The following is a 20,580-nucleotide window of genomic DNA, read 5'->3' on the forward strand; positions in this document are numbered from 1 at the left end:
CCCCGCCTGGAAGAGCATCCTCGTCACCGACGACCCCCTCGCCACCACCCTGAAGACCGAATCCGACTGGGCGGTCAAGGCCAAGCTCATCGAACAGCCCGACCTCACCGGCATCTACGACCTCACCCTCCTCAACAAGGTCCTCAAGGCAGCCGGCAAGCCCGAAGTCACCGACGCCGGCCTCGGCGCCAAGTAAGCCCGTACGGCGCCCGGGTGGGCACCCACCCGGGCGCGGGCTTCACCCGGCGGCAGGCCCGAACTAGTCTGTAGATCATGGCCATGCGACCTGACGAGTTCTACGACCACGCCCTCACCGCCGCGGACGGGGAGCGCCGGCTCCCCCTCGCGCGCATGACGGGCTGGGACATCAGCCCGTTCGAACCGGACGGCCTGCGCGTCGCGTCGCTGCGTCCACCGGTCCTGCCCGAACCTCCGCGACACGGCGAGGACCCATCGGACTGCCAGGAGTGCCGCGAACGAGACAACGGGATCTGGCTGAACGACAGTTGGCGACTCTCCCGGATCACGGGAGTCGGTGTGCCGCTGGTGCTCATGCTGCATCCGCGTGACCACTACGACATGGCCGACCTGCCCGATGAACTGGCGGCCGAGCTGGGCGTCCTGTCCACACACATCGTCCGCCACGTGCAGGCCCTGCCCCACATCTCGCGAGCCCACGTCTACCGCATCGGAGACGGCGGCGCACACCTGCACATCTGGTTCTTCGCCCGACCCGAAGGACAGGCCCAGCTGTACGGGTCGTGGCTGCCCGTCTGGGACGACCTGTTGCCGGAATACCCGGCGGACGTTGCGCAGGCGGACGCAGAGACGGTGGCGGACGCATTGGTCGCCTCCCTCGGGGGCCGGCGCCCGGCCGCCGGTGAATCGCCGCACGTCTGATCCGTCCGCCGGCGGGCGGGGTGCATCGGGCGGCGCAGGCGGGTCGGCGGTGGCCGGGGGACAATGGAGGCAGCTCACGGAGGGCCATGCTTCCCTTTGCCCCATGGGCGGTCCGCTCGCTGATCGCGGTGCTGTTGAGCACGGCGTTCGCGTGGGGCGCGCCCCCTTCCGCCCCTGCTGCGACCTCGCCGGTCCGGGCCGCGGTGGCGCGGTCCCTCACGCTCGATCCGTCGCAGGGCCCGCCGGGCAGCAGGGTGGGGGTCCACGGCCACGGGTTCTTCCGTTGTACGACCGACGGCCTGCCGGCCGAGATCGACATCACCGGGAACGGCGGAGACAGCCTCGGCGTCGTCACGGCCGACGCGGACGGCGAGTTCGCGACCGACGTCACGGTTCCGTCCGGTGCGACCGCGGGCGGCTACGGCGTCACCGCGCTCTGCAGGGCCAACTCCAAGGTCAGGGCGACCGCCGACTTCCAGGTGGTGCCCGCTCCCGTGCCCACGGCCCTGGCCCTGGACCCGGCCGAGGGTGCCGTGGGGGCCTCGGTCGCCGTGACCGGATCCGGGTTCGACGGCTGTACCGCGGACGAGGGCCGGGCCGGTACGGTCGCACTGACGTGGGACGGCAGCCCGCTCCCCGGCGTCACGCCGGCGGAGGTCACGGTGGACGGCGGCTCGTTCACGGCCCGGTTCGCCGTTCCCTCCGACGCGGACGCCTCGGACCACACGGTCACCGCAACCTGCGTCGGGCACGAGCAGGTTTCCGCCGGGCAGCGGTTCACGGTGACCGATGCCCCCGAGCCGCAGCCGGAGGTGACGCTCGATCCCCCCGCGCTGGCGCCGGGCGGCACCGTGGCCGTGTCCGGTTCGGGCTTCGACTGCCCCGAGGTGGCCCTGACATGGGAGGGGAAGCAGTGGACGACGGTGGCTCCCGCAGCGGACGGCACCTTCCACACCGCCTTCGACGTGGCGCCCGACACGGCCGAGGCCGCGTACACCGTACGGGCCGCATGCACCGACGACACGGGGGTGGGTGCCGAGGCGGCGTTCACGGTGACCGGCGGTGCTCCGGTCCCGCCCACGCCCACGCCCACGCCTCCCACGCCGACGCCTCCGGCTCCGCCCACGCCGACCCCGACGCCGGTCCCCACCGACGGCCCGGTCCCCGTCGGTCTGGTCGTCGGTTCGAGCCTGCTCGGAGCGGCCCTGCTCGCCCTCGCCGGATCCGCGTTCCTCAGCCACCGCCACCGCCACCGCGGTCCGCGGTGGGTCGACGACCACCTCGGTTCCCGGCTGCGCCCGGCCCCCGCGGTGACGGAGGTGGCCGAGCCTTCCGAGACCGGCCCGCCGACCCGCTCCGTACGGCTGGAACCACACCCGGACCCGGGTGACCAGACCCTGGAGGAGGACCCATGACCACGGCCCCTGTCGCCGAGCCACTCACCGTCCGGGACCTGCTGCTCGGTCCCGGGGAGCGGGCCGCCGAAGCACTAGCCGACGCGCTGCAGGCCCATGATGCGGTGACGGGCCTCCTCCCGGGCGTGCACGGCCTGACCAGCGCAGCCGACCGGGCCGTGGGGCGTGAGCTGGCGACCGTCGTCAACGGCTTCCTCGACCTCGACCTCGTCTCCCTGGTGGCTTCCGGCTGGACCAAGTACAAGGCCCTCAAGGAGGCGGCGCGGCGCACGCGCGGGTCCCCCGGCAGCGAGGAGGTCGTCGCCCTGGCCACCCACACCATCAGCTCCGCGCACCACCCGTCGGTGGACCTCCTCGTGGACGGGGCCCGGGCCGCCACCGTGGACGTGCACCTCACCGTGCTCTTCCGGATCAGCGCGCTCGTCGGGGTCGTCCGCGACGGCCTGCTCGTCGCCGCCCACAGCGGGCACTGCACGGTGGAGGCCGGGCTCGCGGTACGGGATGCCGTGGTGGCCTCGCGCGAGGGGCGGCTGGACCTCCCCGCCATGCTGCGCCTGCGCGAGCCGATCGATCTGCTGCCCCTCGGGCCGCCGATGCCGCACGGGCCGCCTCCCCCGCCGCCCGGCCCACCCCAACCGCCGCTGCCGCCGGTCCGGTGGGGCCGCGGATAGGCATCGGGAAGACGGTCTCAGGCGCCGGCCACAGCCGGCCGGATCTGCGGCTCGCGCTCGCCGTCGCCGACGAGTTCGCAGGACTGCAGCACACCGACCGCCGCCGTGCGGCCCGGCTGGACGACCGTTACGGGCGCGGGGTCGGGGCCATGGCGGCGGCCCTGGCGCGCAGCAGCTTCTTGTCCGGCTTGCCCACGTCGGTCAGGGGCAGCGCGTCCACGAACTCGATGCTGGCGGGCTCGTACATGGCCCCCTTCCTGTCCCGCACCATGGCGCGCAGTTCGTCCTCGCCGACCTCGGCGTCCGGCGTGCGGACGACGACCGCGTGGACCCGCTCCATGAGGCTGGCGTCGGGGACTCCCAGCACTGCGCTCTGCAGGACCTGCGGGTGCGAGTTGAGCACGTCTTCCAGTTCCACCGTGTACACGTGGCCTCCCACGACCACGATCATGTCCTTCAGCCGGTCCACGATCGTGACGTAGCCGTCCGTGTCGACGAAGCCGATGTCACCGGTGTGCAGCCAGCCGTCCCGCAGTACCTCCGCGGTGAGCTCGGGCTGCTTCCAGTAGCCCTTCATCACCTGCGGGGACCGTACGCAGATCTCGCCGTGCTCGCCTGCGGGCAGGTGCCGTCCGTCGGAGTCGCGGACGGAGACCTCGACGCCGTCCATGATCTTCCCGGCGGTCCGCAGCAGCTCAGGACGTCGCGGATCGTGGTCCTGGGGGGAGAGCACGCTGATACCGCCCGCTTCGTTCTGTCCGTAGAACTGGTTCAGTACGGGGCCGAAGCGCCGGACCGCCGCCGCGAGGCGGGCCGGGGAGGACGCGCAGCCCCCGTAGGTGAGCATGCGCAGGGTGGAGGTGTCGGCGCGGTCGATCCCCGGGTGGTCCATCAACTGGTAGAGGAGCGGCGGCAGCAGGAACGTGTGGGTGATGCGCTCGCGCTCGATCGCGTCGAGCACGGCGCCGGGTTCGAACTCGTCCAGCAGGACGACGGTGCCGCCGCGGTGCAGCGTGGTGTCCGCCATGATGCCCGCCGCGTGGGCGAGGGTGGTGCACACGAGGGCCCTGGCCTGCCCCTGCTCCCACCAGTCCGGCCCGACCGACACCCACTGCTCGAACGTGGTGCAGATGGCCTTGGGATGACCGGTGGTCCCCCCGGTGTGACGGATGGTGCAGATGTCCTCCGGTTGTGCCTCGCCCGCGAAGACCTCCGTGGACTGCCCGGCGGCGAGCTGCACCAGGTCCGGATCCCGGCCCGCACCCCCGCCGAGGAGCAGCACCTGTTCCAAGGGCACCCGCTGGGCCAGATCGGCGGCGCGTTCGCGGTAGGCGGGGTCGACTATCAGCGCGCGGGTCTCGACGTCGCGGAGGATGTCGGCGTGGACATCGGCCGAAAGGCCGCCGTAGAGGTGGTTCACGGCGCAGCCGAGCAGCCCGGCGGCGTAGCGCGCCGCGATCGTCTCGGGAAGGTTGCCGGCCAGGAGGGTGACGGTCTGGCCGCGCTTCACACCCCGCGCCTGCAGCGCCCGGGCCATGCCGTGGGCGAGGCCGCGTAACTCGCCCGCGCTCACCCGCCGGGCCCCGTGTACCAGGGCCTCACGGCCCGGTTCCCTCCCCAGGGCGTCAAGGATCTCCTCCACGTGGCTGTGGAAGTGTTCGGTGGTGTCGTGCATGCCGGTCCCTATTGGTTGACTTGAGCAACTAGCAGGAGGGTAGCGATCGGTGATCCACACGCTCAAACCGAACGCCGACTTCCGGCCAGCCCGCGCGCTCGTCCGCCGCTCCCGCCGGCCGTCCAGTGGGGCGCCACCCGGCCGGCCAACCACCGCTCGGAGGCCGGTACGGCTGTCAGACCGCCGTCGTGAAGGTCATGACGATGCGCCCCGGGTCGGGGCGGACGGGCTCGGTGCGGGCCGACGCGCGCTCTCCTCCCACGGCGCAGGCACCTCCTGCTCGGTCCACGCGGCCAGGGCCTCGCCGTCGACGCAGAGGATCCCGCAGGTTTCGGCGTACTCGGCCGCGGGCGCCGTGAGGGAACCGGTCGTGACGAGGACCGCGACATCGGCCCCGTGGACGGCGAAGCAGGTGCCGCCGAACCGCTGGAGGTCCTGGGAGCCGACCCGGTTGTCCTCGGAGTAGTGCTTGCACTGGAGCACCACCCGCCGCCCGTCCGCCGTCGTCGCCAGGACGTCGGCGCCCAGGTCGCCCGCGCCCCCGACCACCTCCACCGAGGTGCATCCGTCCCGTGCGCACAGGGCGGCCACCGTGTGCTCGAAGCCGTCCGCGTCGACCGCGGCGTGGTCGAGGGCCTCACTCCCCACATCGGGGACGCCCGGCGAGGGCGCTGCACGGCCGGCCGGCGGCACCGCAGGACGCGGTGGCCGGGCGCGGAGCCGGCCGGGAGCGATGCTCCACTTCGCCAGTACCCCGCCGAGCAGCAAGACGGCCAGAGCGGCGATCGGCGGCAGCGGAAGCCCGGCCCAGCTCGCCGGAGCGGCCTTCACGAAGGCCGTCAGGCCGCCGATGCCGATGCCCAACAGCCCGACGGCCAGCACCACGTCGCGCCCCAGCCCGGTGCCCCGCACGGACGCGGGCGCTTCCTCGTCAGGTGTGGTCATACGAGGTTCCCTCCCCCTGTGCGCGCCAAGGCCCGCGACCCGCGTCGGATCGGGAACTCGGCGGACGCCGAACACTGTTCGACGCCCGTATCGCCGCGATCCCGGGTCTCAAACCGCCTCATCGCAGGAGGGCCGGTCGCGGCGGGTTCGGCCCGCTTCCGCCCGGCGGTCGCACCCCCGCTCAGACTCCCGCCATGGAAGCCGCTCGCTCCGCGGGCGGTCTGACACGGGAGGGCGGAGCGGCCCGGGTGTACGTCTTGATCATGTCTTCGATCACGTACCGGGAGTCGATGGGGTTCAGGGCTTGTGCCTGGAGGTGGTCGTACATGATGTGGTAGATGCGCCGGTCGGCGTTTTTCTCCACGTAAAGATCGCCGGTGAAACGCTCCAGATAGACGACACCCGCATCGCCGTCGGGGAACGTCAGGGTGGAGAACTGTCCCGTGACCCCCGGGTGTGCTCCGGCGCTGTGGGGAAGGACCTGCACGGTGATGTGCGGCTGGGCACCGAGGGCGTTCAGGTGCTCCAGCTGTTCACGCATGACCTCTCGGTTGCCGATGATGCGGTGCAGTACGGATTCGTCCAGGATCGTCCATAAGCGGAGTGGGCGGGCGGGGTGATGTGCGCGGTGCTGACGCCTCAGCCGCACGTCGAGGCGGACCGCGGCCTGTTCCACCGGCGGGCAGGGGATCGATTCCGCGATGATCGCGGCCGCGTAGGCCCTGGTCTGCAGCAGACCGGGGACCACCAGCGGCTCGTAGGAGTGGATGGCGGCCGCCTCCGTCTCCAGCCCGATGTACACGCCGTAGGGGACGTCCCCGCAGGCCACCCACCACCCCTGACGGGCCGACTCCTTCGCCATGCGCATCAGCGAATCGACGACCCCCGGTTCGCTGACTCCGTAGAGCCGGCACAGATCGCGCACGTCACGCGGATTGATCGGGCGCCGCCCCGTCTCGATGAGACTGATCTTGGGTTGCGACACGAGCAGGTGCTTCGCCACCTGCATGGAGGTCATTCCCGCCGCCCGCCGAAGGCTGCGGAGCTCCGCGCCGAGGCGGCGCCTTCTGACCGTGGGACTTCCGTTCGCCGACACCGGCGGTGCACCTCCAGCTCAAGGACCTCTCGCAGGCCCCCCTCGCCCCACGGCCGACTCCGGCAAACGCATTCTGCATACCCGCTCCGGCAGCCGACGCATTCGCACGAGGAGCACCACCTGTTCGGACTAACACGGCGCGGCGACGGAGGCGTTGTACGGCAGGCTGTGCTGTGCGGCGTGTGCCGGGCCCCGGTCAGTGGGCGCCGCAGATCCAGCGTCGGATCGCCGCGTTCGTGGCGTCGTCGATCATGGAGAGCACTTCGATGGCGTGGAGGTCGCCGGCGTGCGGCGGTACGCCGGCCGCGGTGAGGCACGCCTGGAGCTCGAGTCGTCTGCGGTCCTCGGGACTCGGGACGCCCGGAGCCGGGTCGCGCGGGGGGCGGTCGCCCGGAGGGCTGTCACCCGCGGGCGGAGGGGCTTGCGGGCAACCGGAGCTCGGCTGCCCGGTGTCCGCCCAGCCCCGTATGCCCGGGAACCGGTAGGGGTCGAACGTCCTTCTGGGGACCTTCGGGTCGTGGGGGGAAGGCTGCCGCTCATGCATTCAAGAACCTCCGCGGGTCGGTCACTTGTGGCGACCAGGTCGGCCGGTGGGCTATCCGTTCTGCAGGACGTCCGCGCCGGCTGCGACGATCTCGGCGAGTCGGTTCGCGACGTCGGTGCTGCAGCCTCCGAGCCGGACCAGACCACGGCAGCCCACCGGCCCGTCGTTGCTGAGTGAGGGAAGGACCAGGCCTGCGAGGGCCAGTGCGGCCCGGAGTTTGACGACGGCCTCCTCACCGGCTTGGTACGCGGCGTCCTGGAGCCGCTCGTACCGGATGCGCTCGGCGCGGTCGAGGTCGTGAAGCATGCTGATGTCCTCTCGGAGACGGGGGGTCCCCGCCCGCGCTCGGCGTCGGGGCAGGGTTCCACGTGGGCAGGGTTGCTCGTGCAGGGGTCCCGGTGCACGATGGCCGGCCTGGGATGGGCGCGCCGGTTCGGCCGACTTTGTGCCGGTTGGGCGCGGTTCGGACCTCGACGGCCTGACCTCGGCCGTCCGCTGCGGCAGACCCGTAGGGCTGAGACCGGGCACCGCCCGTGACCTATCGGTTTGGATCTTCGTTCCTGAGATGAAAGTGATCACGCTCCCGGGAACCGGGGAAGGAGCCAGTTGTCCGACACCTCAAAGACGTCCGGCTGCCGGGCGCCGCGTTCCTGTGGCGCCGGTCTGCGCGGGGCCCTCTTACGCCCCGTAGCGAATTCTGTAGCCGGGAGCGGAATGCCCGCCGGCTTTGTGGTCCGGCATGAGGTAGTTGGGAACGGGCGTGACCGGGGTGCTCGGTGCGGGGGTGGGCCGCAGCGGCGGGGTGTTCCGGTTGCGGTGGCGCGGGACGGGATGGCGGGGTGGTCGGGTGAGCGTGATCTGGCGGACGAGTTGCTGGAAGCAGGCCAGTGCCGCGACGGGTGGAAGGGTGGCTGCCGCCTGCGCGGCGAACGTCCTGGGTGCCTGAGCCACACACAACAGGGTGGCGAGGGTGGAGAACAGGAGAACGATGGCCCAGGAGTGGACGGCCCGGCGTTGGTGTAGGGCGGCCCGGAGAATGGACAGGGAGGCGACCACCCAGGGCCCGTAGATCAACAGGGGCCACCAGCTCACGACGTCGTGCGTGGTGTGGGGCCCGGCGCTGTGGCGCAGGGCGTCGGCGACGGCCAGACCGCTGAAGAGGCTCACCACGGCGGCGATGACCGCGACCAGCAAGGCGGAGAAGAGGCTGCCCGTTCGGAAGAGGGTCAGCATCGCCTCCTTGGGCGGAACCCGGCGGTGTCCGTGGGGGGTCTCCGAGCGCGGCCCCTCGTGGGTGTTCCGGTGCAGGCCCGTGGCGCTGCCGGCGACATGGACCGTCTTGCCGCCGTCCTCTGGGATCCAGTCGAACGGATCCGCCTGGGCAGGGGTTCCGGCTTCCTGGAGGAGCTGGGCCAGCTCTTCCGCCGGATCCCAGGCACAGTTCACTTCGCGCTGCCCGAAGAGCTGTTGCCCCAGAAGCGGCTGACCGACGAGTGGTGGCTGCCCGTCCTGGACTGCCTGTTGCCCGGGATCCGCCCCCGGCCCCGGCCAGAAGCCGGGGACGTCCGGCTGCATGGGAAAACCGCTGACGTCGTGATGGCCGTACTCATACATGGGAGTTCCGCCCGGATCGCTCGTCGACGGACGGCTCGGCCGGAGCCGCTCCCTGGAACCGCCGGGTGAAGTCGTACTCGATCGCGCTCATCGCGTCGAGGAAATCCTCGAAGACCGTGGACGAGTAGTGCAGGTCGATGTCCCGCCCCTCGTGGCACAGCACACCGTTTTCGTCGACCGCCCACGGCGTCGAGGCCGGCGTGTAGGTCCAGTTCCCCAACCTTGCGGCCCCGGCGCGGGCGCTGCCGCCCTCGTCCTTCATGCCCTGCGAAAACATTGCCGAGTTGTTTGCTGTTGTCATAGTCCAACCAACGCTTCGGGCGCCGGGGAGGGTGTGCTCCAAGCAGGTGAGGGTGGCGGATCGGGCACGGGTTGACCGGTGTCTTTTATCGGTTCTGCACATGCGCAGAACACATCGGGTCCGCCGCCCCACACTGCGCGAGCTGCAGTTCCGTCCGGGACGGCCGGTGGCGCCGTAGCGATCTGGTGCACCTCGGGATCCTCCGCCTGCTGTGTGTGCCCTCCCACCCGGCCGGCCGACAACGCGCACTCGCCCGGTCGCGCGGCGCTCACGCTCCGGCGCGCGCCCCCATCCGGCGGAGGGGCGCACATGACTGCAATCGGCTGACGCTGCGCAACTCGTCATATGCCGCTGCGTTATGTCGTGGTGTCGCCGGAGGTCCGGCCACAGACCCCTCACCTCATCCCGGGAAAGGAACCGTTGTGCCGAACGCCCTTATGTGGATCGTGCTGGCCTGCGCCGTATTGGGTACCGCAATCACCGCTTGGACGTCATCGGGGGTGGGGGGCATGCACCACATGGACAGCCGGGAGCTGCAACGCGCGGAGCTCTTCAAGGACGTCCTGTCCCGCCATGTGGAAGCGATGCACCCCGGGCGTGGGGGCGCGGCCGTGGCCCCGAGGGAGACGGCCGTCATCCCGGTCGGCGGGCCGGCCTGTGCGGCGTGCGCCCTCGTCCGGCACGAGTCGGCGGCGTCCCCCGTCGCCTCGCCGGCTGCCATGACCGCGGCGGGCCCCCTGGCGGAGAGCGCGTTCGAGGGGGGCGCGGATGTCCACTATCAGGATGCATACGCTGTTTAGTGCAATAATGGATTACTTTACTAAGTATCCGTACGCCCGCAGGGCGGCATCCGTCGGCAGGTCGGAATATGGACGAGCCGGGCACCAGGGAGAAGCGCGAACGGCTGAACCGCCCGCGGGTGCTCGCCGCGGCCGTCGCCCTCGTGGACCGGGAGGGGCTCGCGGCGCTGACCATGCGCCGGCTGGCCACCGACCTGGGCGTCGAGCCCATGGCGATCTACCGGTACACCGCCAGCAAGGAAGCCCTGCTCGACGGCCTGGTCGAGGCCTTCTTCACCGAGGTCAACCAGCGGCTGCGGGCCACGGCCGACCCCTGCGGCGGCCCTTCCGGCCCTGCCCCCGCCGCCTCCCGCGACTCCTGTGGCATTCCCGCCTGGCGCGCCGAGCTGCGCCGGATCGCCCGCGCCTTCGCGGCGTCCGTGCACGCCCACCGCGAGCTCCTGCCCGTCGTGGCCACCCGCCCGCTCGCCGTACCGGTGGCCCGGAGACCGGCGCCGGCCCTCGAACTGACCGAGCACATCCTGGCCGTACTCGCGCGGGCGGGATTCGACGACGCCACCGCGCTCACGGTCTACCGCGCCTTCGTGGCCTGGAACCTCGGCTGCCTGCTGGTGGACAAGCGCCAGGTGGTCGACGATCCGCAGGAACCGGACTTCCTGCTGCGCCTGGGCCTGCACCGGCTGCCCGCCGCCGAGTACCCCCGCCTGCGCGCGCTGGTCCCGCAGCTCGCCGAGTACGACGACGAGCAGGAGCTGATCGCCGGCCTCGACAGCCTCCTGAGCGGGATGCCCGAGCCGCCTCTTGACTCGTTCTATGAGGGGAGCGCACGCTGAGGATACGAGGTACACATCGGACGTAAGCGTACACAGCCCATCCGGAATGCGTCCTCGCCGCTCGTCCGCCCGTCGTGAACGCGCCGTCCCGCGGCCGGGCCGGCGTGGCCGGTCCGAGGCCCGGCGGCGCCCGAGAGGGGCCCGTCATGTCCAGCGAGTACACCGTCCTGCGTGTCCGTGTCACGGCCGAGGACGCGGAAACCCTGCGCGACCTGTTGCGCGACCACCGTCCCGACATCGGCGGCCGCGTCCGCCAGAACGCGGACGGCAGCCTGACCTTCGATGCCTACGTGTCACCCGAACAGCGCGAGGCCCTGGCCCGCGACCGCGTGTCGCTCGAAACCGTCGAGGACGCCACCGCCACCGGACGGGCCCGCCAGGCCGAGGTGGGCGAAGGCGACCGGTTCGCCCCCGAGGACGCGGTTCCGCAGGGGCTCGCACTCAAGGTGCGGGACATCTAGGAGGTAGGGCCGCCATGCCGTACCTGAACACCACCGAGGTCGAATCCGGCGTGACCAGCCTGGCCGCCGCGTTCCCGACGGCCGATCTCATCGAACTGCCCGAGCCGACCTTCGAAGGCCGGACCTGCCACGCCCTGCGCATCGGCACGCACCACCAGCAGCCGAAGCCCGCCGTCGTCCTGGTCGGAGGCGTGCACGCCCGCGAATGGGGCAGCTGCGAGATCCTGGTCAACCTCGCCGCCGACCTGCTGCACGCACACGCCGGCGGTACGGGACTCGCCTACGGCGGTACGAGCTTCACCTCCGCCCAGGTGCGCACGATCCTGGAGGAACTCGACGTCGTCGTCTTCCCGCTCGCCAACCCGGACGGCCGGCACTACAGCCAGACCGTCGACCCGATGTGGCGGCGCAACCGCAATCCGGCACAGTCCGGTGGCGATCCGGCCGCGGTCGGCGTCGACCTCAACCGCAACTACGACCACCTCTTCGACTTCCGGACCGCCTTCCATCCGCTGGCCCCGGTCCACGTCTCGGACGACCCCGCGGACATCAACCAGGTCTACCAGGGACCCGAGCCCTTCTCGGAGGTGGAGACCCGCAACGTCCGGCGGTTGCTGGACCACTTCGTCCGCACCCACTGGTTCATCGACGTGCACAGCTACACCCAGAAGATGCTGTTCGTATGGGGCGACGACCAGAACCAGTCCGTCGACCCGGCCAAGAACTTCCGCAACCCCCTCTTCGACGGCAAACGCGGGCTGAAGGACGGCCTGGTCTACGCCGAGTTCATCGACGAGGACGACGCCGACGACTCCGCGGTCCTCGCCGCACGGTTCTGCGAGGCCCTGAAGGGCGTACGCGGCACCGAATACACCCCCCAGTCGGCGTTCGACCTGTACCCGACGTGCGGTACCAGCGACGACTACGCCTACGCCCGCCACATCCTCTCGGGCCGGGACGAGGAGAAGATCCTCGCCTTCACGGTCGAATGGGGAATGGCCTTCCAACCGCCGTGGACGGAGATGAAGAAGATCGTCCTCGATGTCGACGCCGGTCTCGTGGAGTTCTGCCTGGCCGCTGCCACCTAGCCGACGACGTGCCTGTCTCCCGCGGTGTGACTGCCCACAGACCCGAACCGCTTCCTCCACACGTCCTGGGAGCACCCATGACACAGATCCGGATTTCCACGTTCAACCTGGAAAACTTCGACGAGACCGCGCCGGGCACGCGCCCGACCCTGGCCGAGCGCATCACGCTGATGAAACCGCAGATCAAGCGACTGCGCGCTGACATCGCCTGCTTCCAGGAAGTCCACGGCCAAGAGCGCCCCGGGCAACCGCGTGCACTGCTGGCCCTCGAGGAACTGCTCGACGGGACCAACCTCGACGGGGCCGTGCTGGTCAGCACGAAACCCGACGACGACGCCGTCTTCGATTTCCGCAACCTGGTCATCGCCACCCACCTGCCGGTCATCAAGCACGAACAGCTGAAGAACGACCTCGTCGCCGAGCCCCGCTACCAGCGGCTCACCGCGATACCCCCCGACCCGCAGCCGATCCCCATCGGAGTCGAACGTCCGATCCTGCACGCTCAGATCGACATCGACCACGCGGCACCCGGCAGCCTGCTGCACGTCATCACCGTGCACCTGAAGTCGAAGATCCCCAGCGAGATCCCCGGTCAGGTGATCGACCCGAAGAAGGGCAACTGGCGCAGCGCCGACGCCTGGGCCGAGGGCAGCTTCCTGTCGTCCATGAAGCGCATGAGCCAGGCCCTGGAAGTACGGCGCCTCGTAGACCAGATCCTCAAGGACGACCCCGACGCGCGGATCGTGGTCACCGGTGACTTCAACGCCGAGCCGGAGGAGGTTCCGGTCCTGGCGATCTGCGGCAACGTCGAAGACACCAACAACGGCGATCTCGCCCCGCACGTCCTCGTTCCCATCGAACGCACCGTCCCGGGCGACGCCCGCTACACCCTCTTCCACCACGGCCAGGGCCAGATGCTCGACCACATGCTCGTCACCCGCAACATCCTGGCCCACTACCGCGGCTCGGAGATCCACAACGAGATCCTCCACGACGACTCGCTCGCCTTCGCCACCGACGACAAATTCCCGGAGTCCGACCACGCCCCTGTCGTCGCCACGTTCGAATTCGACTGAGCCGCCCGGCCGGAGTGGACGGCCGCGGGTCCTGAACCGGGGATCACATCGCCCGGACGGGTGCCCAGAGGCTGATGCTCCACACGTCCCCGTGCCCTGCGTGGTAGCCCCTCTCGTCGTCCTCGTCGTCCACGACGAGGACGGAGACGCACGACGCCTCGGCCCGGTACTCGACGAAGCCGCCCTGATCGGTGACGGTGAACTCCGGGGCGGGAGGGACCTCCGACAGCGCCTCCCGTACGTCCGCCCAGGCGGTGTACCGGGTGAACTCGACGCCCGTGCCTGCGGCCCAGGGCGCCGCGGACTCGGGGGCGTTCGCGAGGCGGTGGAGCTCGATGGAGCCGCCGGACATCACCCACTCCTCCCCCGGATTGAAGTAGAGCTCGACGAACCCGTAGTCGCGGCGCAGGGAGAGGCCGTCCTCGCCGACGACATCGACGCAGCGGTGCTGCAGGACACGGTCGGCCTCACCGAGGGTGGAGCCGATGCCGATGCCGTGGTGCAGGCGCCCGGTCTTGATGAAGGAGGCGAGGAATTCGAGGCCCGTCACGGCGAGTTCTCCTGTTCGTCGAAAGGCCTCCGTCTCCGGGGGACGGTTCTGAGAGGTGCCCGGTCGTGATTATCGTATGGCCCTGTGACCCTCCCGCTCGGAACCCTTGAGCGTGCCGCCGTCGACCCGGCTCGCACCCGTCTGACAGCAGCGGCCGCTGCGGCGGTCACCGTCGGACTGGGCCTGGGGCTCAGGGCCTTGGCGACCGGGAGCGTGGCCAAGTACGGCGGCGACGCGCTGTACACCGTCCTGCTGCTCGCCCTGGTCGTGTCGGTGGCTCCACGAATCACGCCCTTCAGGGCCGCCGGAAGCGCGCTGGCCGCCAGCTGCCTCGTCGAGTTCCTCCAGCTGACCCCGGTGCCGGCGGAGCTCTCCCGGCACAGCACCGTCGCCCGCCTCGTCCTCGGTTCGACCTTCAACCCGCCCGACCTGTTCTGGTACGCGGTCGGCGGCGCGTCCGGTTGGCTCGTGCACACCGCACTGAGGAGCGCCGGCCCAGGCCGTCCCCACGTACGCCGAGGCCGGCCGAGCAAGCCGTGGGGGCAGCGCCGCCACGGCTCCGGGCGGTGACGGACCCGCTCCGCCGGGCCCCGCTTACGGCGCCGTTGCGGCCATGACCGGGCCGTCGCCGGGTGCCCCGGCGGTGTCGGACGGGCGCTGCAAGAGGGCGAAGGTGGAGTCCAGGCAGTCGGCGGCGCGGGCCGGGTCGGGGTCCACCTTGCGCATGATCTGCAGGCCCTGCACCAGGTTGAGCAGTAGCCGAGCGCCTTGCTGCGGGGTGACGGCAGGAGCGAGCTCCCCGTCCCGCGCGGCCCGCTCCAGCTGCGCGGTGAAGGCCTCTTCGGCGTAACGGAGGTTCCGCCGGGCCAGCTGGGCGACCTCCTCGTCGTGCGGCAGCAGCTCCGCGATGCTGTTGACGCTGAAGCACCCGGCGTTGCCGGAGGCCGCGTCGGCGGCGAGGAGCCGGCCCAGGACGTCGCGCAGCTGGGGCAGCGCCGGCCGCCTGTCGTCGAGCGCGGTGCCGAGCAGCCGGGTCTGGTGGTCCAGGTAGCGGCCGAGGGCCCGGATGAACAGCTGGTGCTTGTCCCCGAACGCCGCATAGATCGATCCGCGGCCCAGCCCGAGCTCCTCCACGAGGTCGCTCATCGCGGTCGCCTCGTAGCCCTTGCGCCAGAACAGGATCATCGCCCGGTCCAGGACCGCTTCTTCGTCGAACGTGCGTGGTCTCGCCATGCACCCCACGGTAGCGAAGGTCAGCGGCCGGGGCAGCACGTATTTGACCGCTCGTTCCAGAATCGGCTACGTTATGGAACGAGCGGTCCGGAACTTCCGGAGCGGAGCCGCACCCACCCGTGGGACAGACCCGTCAGGAGCGAGCGTCGTGAAGGTCGAGATCTATTCGGACCTGGTGTGTCCGTGGTGCTACATCGGCAAGCGCCGCTTCGAGAAGGCCCTGGCCGCCTTCCCGGACGCGGCGGGCGTCGACGTCGTGTACCGGCCGTTCCAGCTCAACCCCGCGGCGCCCGAGGCGCCGGAGCCGTCCGCCGACGTCTACGAGCGCAAGTTCGGCCGCCCCGCCGCGACCATCTTCGGCCCGCTGACCGGCGCTGCGGCTGCCGAAGGGCTCACGTTCCGGATGGACGACGCCCTGGCCACCAACACGTTCCAGGCGCACCGCCTGCTCTGGTTCGCCCGGCGGCACGGACGTCAGGCCGAGGTGAAGGAACGCCTGTTGGCGCATTACTTCACCGACGGCGGGAACCTCGGCGACCGCGAGGCCCTCGCGAGGCTCGCCGAGGCGGCCGGCCTCGACCGCGCCGACGCCCTGGCCTTCCTCGCCTCCTCCGAGGGAGTCGGCGAAGTCCACGCCGAGCTCGGCGAAGCCGCCGCGCTCGGCGTCACGGCGGTCCCCACCTTCGTGATCGACGGCACGTTCGTACTCCAGGGCGCCCAGAGCCCCGAGGTCCTGCTCGACGCCCTGGAGAGGGCCGCAGCGGCCGGGCGCAGCTCCGCCGCCACCGCCTGATCCCCCTCCCCCTCCCCCAGCCCCACCCTCACCCTCACCCTCACCCCGACAGACTTGATCAAGGAGATCGCCATGAAGGCAGCAGTCATCGACACATACGGCCAGGTCCGCGACGTCGTCCGGGTCACCGACGTGCCCGTCCCCGCCGTCGGCCCCGGCGATGTGCTCATCGAGGTCCGCGCAGCCGGGGTCAATCCGGTGGACCACCTGATCGTCAAGGGCTTCCTGAGCGCCGGGGAACCGACCGGACCGCTGGTCATCGGCAACGAGCTCGCCGGCGTGGTGACCGAGGTCGGCGGCGAGGTCACCCGCTTCGCGGTGGGCGACGAGGTGTTCTCCCGCGTCGATCCCCGCGTGGGCGGCGCCTTCGCCGAGTACGTCGCCGTGGACCAGTCCCTGGTCGCCGCCAAGCCGTCCGGCCTGACGTTCGAGGAGGCCGCCTCGCTGCCCCTGGTCGCGCTCACCGCCCTCCAGGCCCTGACCGAGCAGGCCGACGTACGGGCCGGGACGCGCGTGCTCATCCACGGCGCCGCCGGTGGCGTGGGCTCCGCCGCCGTCCAGATCGCCAAGCAGCTCGGCGCCGAGGTCGTCGCCACCGCCGGCGGGGCGAGCGTGGAGCTGGTCCGCGAGCTCGGCGCCGACCGGGTGATCGACTACCGGACCGAGAAGTTCGACGAGATCGTCTCCGACGTCGACGTCGTCCTCGACACCATCGGCGGCGAGACCCAGGAGCGGTCCTTCGGCGTGCTCAAGCCCGGCGGCACGCTGGTCTCGATCGTGCCCGTGGCGGACGCCGAGGCCAGGCAGGCCCAGTGGAACGTCCGGGCCCGCAGCTTCTTCATGCGCCCGCACGGCGAGCAGCTGGCCCACCTCGCCGGCCTGGTGGAGGCCGGGCGGCTCCGGCCGATCGTCGAGACGGTCTTCCCCCTCGACGAGGCCTCCGAGGCCCTGCAGAAGGTCGAGCGGGGCGGCGCCCGCGGCAAGACCGTCATCGGTGTCCGCGCCTGACCGCATCCCCGCTCCAGGAGGCCGCCGCCCACCCCACGGCGACGGCCCCCGCGTTCCCCTGCGCGCCCGACGACGAACCCTCGCCCTTCCGAGATGGAAGGACGGGGGTTCGCGGCGGCGCGCCATGTCACGGGGCGGTGCCGGGCGATGCCACTTCGGCGCCGAGCAGGTCGTCCGCCGCGGCGTCCTCGGCCTCCCAGCGCAGCAGGTCGCCCGGCTGGCATTCGAGGACCTCGCAGAGCGCGGCGAGCGTGGCGAAGCGCACCGCCTTGGCCCGGCCGTTCTTGAGCACCGCCAGGTTGGCGGGCGTGATGCCCACGCGGTCCGCCAGCTCACCCACGGACATCTTCCGCCGCGCCAGCATCACGTCGATGTCGACGGCGATCGGCATCAGATCACCTCGTCCAGCTCGGCCTGCATCTGCGACGCCTCCACGTCTCGCGCGACGGCCTGGGCCAGCAGCATCCGCAGCACGAGCACGATGAGCGCGACCCCCAGGACGGCCAGGCCGATCCCGCCCATGATGACGGTGACGCCCGGGTCCTCCCGCTGGCCCGGCGCATTGAGGGCCGTGACCGTGAACCACAGGAGGGCCACCGCCACGATCGCGCCGATGACCGCGTCCACGTACCGGAAGGCGGCATGGGAGAACACGGTCCCGCGTCGCACCATCGCCACCAGCCGCCATACGGAGACCAGGGCGACCTGCGCCGACACCATGCCCAGCACGACGATCACCCGGAACGCGGTCAGCGGAAGCGACCCGTCCTCCGGGTCGGCGCCCGACGCCAACGTCCACACCATCAACGCCTGTACGGCCACGGTGCCGGCGAGCACCACCACGAGCACGGCGCGCAGCGCCCCCACTGTCAACTTCCCCACGACCCATCCTCCCATCGACTTACGATTGGAATCTATCGAAAATCGATAGACGAAACAAGGGCTGGGGTGGGTGGCGCCGCGGCCTGTCCGCGCACGGACCGGAGAGGTGTCAGCGGCCGGCCGGCTCCTCCGGCCGGCGCAGGCACTCGATGAGGTAGTCGCCCGTCTCGGAGTCGATCGTCACGCCATGGGCCTCGCTGTGGAAACCAGGGAAGGCCCGGTCGAACGCCTCCAGGGCGCGCAGGTAGCGCAGCAGCGGCCCATCGGTGGCGCCCGTGGACTCGCCGGGCATGAGGACCGGGATGCCCGGCGGGGTGACGGTCACCATGGCGGCCGCCACCCGCCCGGCCGCGTCGGCCAGCCGCAGCCGCTCGGTACCGCCCCGGATCAGCTGCCGGTAGCAGTGCTGGGGCGGGTGCACGGGCAGCGGGAGCTGCTGGAAGGCGGTGTCGAGAGAGCTGATGAAGTCGGCCCGGGTGAGGTGCTCGTGCATCTGCAGGCACAGGGCGCGCAGGCTCGTGCGGGCGTAGCGACGCGGGAACTGCTCCACCAGCTCCGGCAGGACGCCGTCGAGCGGGGCGTCGGAGTCGTAGAGGTTCTTGAAGTCCATCAGGGCGTCCATGAGGGTGCCCCACTTGCCCTTGGTGATGCCCATGGAGAAGAGGACGAGCGTGCTGTAGCTGTCGGTCTTCTCGACGACGATGCCGCGGGTGGCGAGGTAGGCGGTCAGCACGCGCGCCGGGATGCCCCACTCCTGGGTGGCGCCGGTGGCCGTCACACCGGGGCAGGTCAGCGTCACCTTGACCGGATCGAGCAGACAGTGGCCGTCGGCGAGGTCGCGGAACCCGTGCCACGGCGCGCCCGGTGCGAGCTGCCAGCAGCCGGGGTCGCGGGCGAGCAGGGCGGTGGGGGCCTCCGCGAAGGGCATCGTGGCCCCGGTGGCGGGGTCGGTGACGGTGTCGGGCTGCCATGCGCCGAAGAACCAGTCGGGCCTGTCCCCGGCGGCGGCGATGCGACGGCCGGTGCGTACGACGGCCTGCCGGAACCGGATGGCCTCGGTCACCGCCTCGTCGATCAGCCACTGCCCCTGCGCCCCGTCCATCATCGCGGTCGCGACGTCGAGTGAGGCGATCGCCGGATAGAGCGGCGAGGTGGTGCCGTGCATCATGAACGCCTCGTTGAACCGTTCGTGCTCGACGGGCGCCCGCGGCGCGGGCCGGACGTGGACCATCGCGCACTGCGACAGCGCGGCCAGCAGTTTGTGCGTCGACTGGGTGGCGAAGACCGTGGGCCGGTCCGGCCCCTCGAAGGTGTCCGGGCCGACGGCCATGCCGTAGCGGCCGGCGTAGAGGGGGTGGAAACGGGCGTACGCGAACCACGCCTCGTCGAAGTGCAGCCGCGGGGTGCTGGGCGCGAGGGCTTGGGCTGCGGCGACGGTGTCGTAACACAGGCCGTCGTACGTCGAGTTCGTCACGACCGCGTACTGCGGGTCGGCGGAGACCGCCCCCGGCGTCAGCGGGTTCGCGGCGATCCGGGCGGCCACCCCGGACGGGGCGATCTCGGCGGGTGGGAGGGGGCCGGCGAGCCCGTAGCCGTTGCGGGTGGGGACGAGGTAGACGGGACGGGCGCCGGAGATCACCAGGCCGTGCAGCACCGACTTGTGGCAGTTGCGGTCGACGAGCGCGATCTCGTCCGCGGTGACGCTGTAGTGGCCCACCATCCGGTCGGCGGTGGAGTCGCCGTGCAGGACGAAGTACGTGCGCTCGGCTCCGAAGACGCGGGCGGCGTTGCGCTCGGCCTCTCCGATGGGGCCGTTGTGTTCGAACAGGGAGCCCAGCTCGCCGACGGAGATGGACAGGTCGCTGCGGAAGAGGCGCTCGCCGTAGTAGTCGAAGAAGGCCCGGCCGGCCGGGGACTTGAGGAAGGCCACGCCGCCGGAGTGCGCAGGGGTGTGCCAGGAGTACTCGTGCGCGTCGTCGAAGCGGCGCAGGGCCCGGAAGAAGGGCGGCAGGATTTCCTTGTGGTAGGTGCGGGCGGCGGTGGCCACACGGCCCGCGATGAAGGCGGGGGTGTCCTCCAGCGGCCAGATGTAACCGACGACGGCCTCGGACACCCACAGGGGCAGCCGGTCGAGGTCGTGCTCGGAGTCATCGGTCATGACGAGGAAGACGGGCAGGTCCTTGAACCGGCGCCGGATGTGCGCGAGGACGTCGGCGCCGCCGGCAGCGCTCCGGTCGTCGCCCGCCTCACCCGCCCGAGCGGCGGCTTCGCCGGAGCCGTCGTCCGCTCCCGTGCCCCGGGATCCGCCGCCGCGGACGCGTCCGGCCGGCAGGTCCCAGGCAACCACCGCCGCCGCGATGCCCACCTCGGTCTGCAGGGTGGCCCGGGCGTCCCGGGCGTCGGCCGCCCAGCGCAGCTCCAGGCCGTGCCTCTCCAACTCCTTTCCGATGCGGCGCAGTTGTTCCGCGCTCACGCCTCCGCCGAGCGGGTTCTCCCGCAGTGCCAGCATGACCGTTCCGTTCGCCATCGCCGTCCGTCCGCCTTACGTCGTCACCGGGCCGACCGCTCACGGCTGCCGGTGTCAGATGGTGTGCGCGGGCCAGTGTGGTCCGGCGGGGCCCCTGGGCGGGGATCTTTCACAGCGGGTTCACCCGCAGGTGGAGCACCCGGCCCGGGATCTCCGCGAGCCGTGCGC

General features: G+C 71.4%; 23 protein-coding genes and 1 pseudogene. 12 read left to right on the top strand and 12 right to left on the bottom strand.

What is annotated here, in order from left to right:
- From ACIPK4_RS22385 to ACIPK4_RS22400, 4 genes and pseudogenes are all read left to right on the top strand, one after another.
- Positions 1-196 (top strand): annotated as a pseudogene (locus ACIPK4_RS22385) (sulfate ABC transporter substrate-binding protein); the annotation flags it as partial.
- A gap of 77 nt (positions 197-273) precedes the next feature.
- Positions 274-900 carry a hypothetical protein gene (locus tag ACIPK4_RS22390; RefSeq protein ID WP_402315218.1) on the top strand — a complete coding sequence of 209 codons (627 nt, stop codon included), beginning with the start codon at positions 274-276 and terminating at the stop codon, positions 898-900.
- An 86-nt stretch (positions 901-986) separates the two neighbouring features.
- Positions 987-2,315 (top strand): hypothetical protein, encoded by a 1,329-nt coding sequence (locus ACIPK4_RS22395; protein ID WP_402315220.1) that lies wholly within the window; start codon positions 987-989, stop codon positions 2,313-2,315.
- Positions 2,312-2,986, top strand: a complete 675-nt coding sequence (locus tag ACIPK4_RS22400; RefSeq protein ID WP_402315222.1) for a hypothetical protein — start codon at positions 2,312-2,314, stop codon at positions 2,984-2,986. The genes ACIPK4_RS22395 and ACIPK4_RS22400 overlap by 4 nt, the downstream gene beginning before the upstream one ends.
- Positions 2,987-3,113: 127 nt before the next feature.
- Here the strand turns inward: ACIPK4_RS22400 and ACIPK4_RS22405 are convergent, their stop codons facing one another.
- From ACIPK4_RS22405 to ACIPK4_RS22435, 7 genes are all read right to left on the bottom strand, one after another.
- On the bottom strand, positions 3,114-4,661 hold the full coding sequence (locus ACIPK4_RS22405; protein WP_402315223.1) for an AMP-binding protein: 1,548 nt from the start codon (positions 4,659-4,661) through the stop codon (positions 3,114-3,116).
- A 195-nt stretch (positions 4,662-4,856) separates the two neighbouring features.
- Positions 4,857-5,606, bottom strand: a complete 750-nt coding sequence (locus tag ACIPK4_RS22410) for a restriction endonuclease (RefSeq protein ID WP_402315225.1) — start codon at positions 5,604-5,606, stop codon at positions 4,857-4,859.
- Positions 5,607-5,787: 181 nt separating this feature from the next.
- Entirely contained in the window at positions 5,788-6,702 is a 915-nt protein-coding gene (locus tag ACIPK4_RS22415) for a helix-turn-helix domain-containing protein (RefSeq protein ID WP_402315227.1), read from the bottom strand.
- Positions 6,703-6,898: 196 nt separating this feature from the next.
- A complete protein-coding gene (locus ACIPK4_RS22420) occupies positions 6,899-7,246 on the bottom strand; it encodes a hypothetical protein (protein ID WP_402315229.1) in 348 nt (115 codons plus the stop codon).
- A 51-nt stretch (positions 7,247-7,297) separates the two neighbouring features.
- Positions 7,298-7,552 (bottom strand): hypothetical protein, encoded by a 255-nt coding sequence (locus ACIPK4_RS22425; protein ID WP_402315231.1) that lies wholly within the window; start codon positions 7,550-7,552, stop codon positions 7,298-7,300.
- Between the two features lie 372 nt (positions 7,553-7,924).
- Positions 7,925-8,860 carry a DUF2637 domain-containing protein gene (locus ACIPK4_RS22430; RefSeq protein ID WP_402315233.1) on the bottom strand — a complete coding sequence of 312 codons (936 nt, stop codon included), beginning with the start codon at positions 8,858-8,860 and terminating at the stop codon, positions 7,925-7,927.
- Entirely contained in the window at positions 8,853-9,137 is a 285-nt protein-coding gene (locus tag ACIPK4_RS22435) for a hypothetical protein (RefSeq protein WP_402315234.1), read from the bottom strand. Before ACIPK4_RS22435 ends, ACIPK4_RS22430 begins: the two co-directional genes overlap by 8 nt.
- 533 nt (positions 9,138-9,670) lie before the next feature.
- Here ACIPK4_RS22435 and ACIPK4_RS22440 point away from each other — a divergent pair.
- From ACIPK4_RS22440 to ACIPK4_RS22460, 5 genes are all read left to right on the top strand, one after another.
- On the top strand, positions 9,671-9,961 hold the full coding sequence (locus ACIPK4_RS22440; protein ID WP_402315236.1) for a hypothetical protein: 291 nt from the start codon (positions 9,671-9,673) through the stop codon (positions 9,959-9,961).
- A gap of 68 nt (positions 9,962-10,029) precedes the next feature.
- Positions 10,030-10,794: a TetR/AcrR family transcriptional regulator C-terminal domain-containing protein gene (locus tag ACIPK4_RS22445; protein WP_402315238.1), complete on the top strand. Its 765-nt coding sequence runs from the start codon at positions 10,030-10,032 to the stop codon at positions 10,792-10,794.
- Positions 10,795-10,940: 146 nt separating this feature from the next.
- Positions 10,941-11,255, top strand: coding sequence for a hypothetical protein (locus ACIPK4_RS22450; protein ID WP_402315239.1), 315 nt, complete (start codon positions 10,941-10,943; stop codon positions 11,253-11,255).
- 14 nt (positions 11,256-11,269) lie between these two features.
- Positions 11,270-12,343 (top strand): M14 family metallopeptidase, encoded by a 1,074-nt coding sequence (locus tag ACIPK4_RS22455; RefSeq protein ID WP_402315241.1) that lies wholly within the window; start codon positions 11,270-11,272, stop codon positions 12,341-12,343.
- 77 nt (positions 12,344-12,420) lie between these two features.
- Entirely contained in the window at positions 12,421-13,419 is a 999-nt protein-coding gene (locus tag ACIPK4_RS22460; protein ID WP_402315243.1) for an endonuclease/exonuclease/phosphatase family protein, read from the top strand.
- A 43-nt stretch (positions 13,420-13,462) separates the two neighbouring features.
- On the opposite strand, the gene ACIPK4_RS22465 is transcribed toward ACIPK4_RS22460, so the two are convergent.
- Positions 13,463-13,969, bottom strand: a complete 507-nt coding sequence (locus ACIPK4_RS22465; protein WP_402315244.1) for a hypothetical protein — start codon at positions 13,967-13,969, stop codon at positions 13,463-13,465.
- Positions 13,970-14,053: 84 nt separating this feature from the next.
- On the opposite strand from ACIPK4_RS22465, the gene ACIPK4_RS22470 reads away from it, so the two are divergent.
- Positions 14,054-14,539 carry a DUF2809 domain-containing protein gene (locus ACIPK4_RS22470; protein ID WP_402315246.1) on the top strand — a complete coding sequence of 162 codons (486 nt, stop codon included), beginning with the start codon at positions 14,054-14,056 and terminating at the stop codon, positions 14,537-14,539.
- A gap of 24 nt (positions 14,540-14,563) precedes the next feature.
- On the opposite strand, the gene ACIPK4_RS22475 is transcribed toward ACIPK4_RS22470, so the two are convergent.
- Complete coding sequence (locus tag ACIPK4_RS22475; RefSeq protein ID WP_402315247.1) at positions 14,564-15,202, bottom strand: TetR/AcrR family transcriptional regulator; 639 nt, start codon at positions 15,200-15,202, stop codon at positions 14,564-14,566.
- A 148-nt stretch (positions 15,203-15,350) separates the two neighbouring features.
- On the opposite strand from ACIPK4_RS22475, the gene ACIPK4_RS22480 reads away from it, so the two are divergent.
- The gene (locus tag ACIPK4_RS22480; protein ID WP_402315248.1) at positions 15,351-15,995 is read left to right on the top strand and encodes a DsbA family oxidoreductase; all 645 of its coding nucleotides are present in this window, start codon (positions 15,351-15,353) and stop codon (positions 15,993-15,995) included.
- A gap of 72 nt (positions 15,996-16,067) precedes the next feature.
- Positions 16,068-17,003, top strand: a complete 936-nt coding sequence (locus ACIPK4_RS22485) for an NADP-dependent oxidoreductase (RefSeq protein WP_402315250.1) — start codon at positions 16,068-16,070, stop codon at positions 17,001-17,003.
- A gap of 127 nt (positions 17,004-17,130) precedes the next feature.
- On the opposite strand, the gene ACIPK4_RS22490 is transcribed toward ACIPK4_RS22485, so the two are convergent.
- From ACIPK4_RS22490 to ACIPK4_RS22500, 3 genes are all read right to left on the bottom strand, one after another.
- Entirely contained in the window at positions 17,131-17,394 is a 264-nt protein-coding gene (locus tag ACIPK4_RS22490) for a helix-turn-helix domain-containing protein (RefSeq protein WP_402315252.1), read from the bottom strand.
- Positions 17,394-17,885: a DUF2975 domain-containing protein gene (locus tag ACIPK4_RS22495; RefSeq protein WP_402315253.1), complete on the bottom strand. Its 492-nt coding sequence runs from the start codon at positions 17,883-17,885 to the stop codon at positions 17,394-17,396. The genes ACIPK4_RS22490 and ACIPK4_RS22495 overlap by 1 nt, the downstream gene beginning before the upstream one ends.
- Before the next feature lie 109 nt (positions 17,886-17,994).
- A complete protein-coding gene (locus ACIPK4_RS22500) occupies positions 17,995-20,412 on the bottom strand; it encodes an Orn/Lys/Arg decarboxylase N-terminal domain-containing protein (protein WP_402315255.1) in 2,418 nt (805 codons plus the stop codon).
- Positions 20,413-20,580 lie beyond the last annotated feature (168 nt).

The organism is Streptomyces sp. NPDC086989, assembly GCF_044745505.1.
GTDB lineage: Bacteria > Actinomycetota > Actinomycetes > Streptomycetales > Streptomycetaceae > Streptomyces.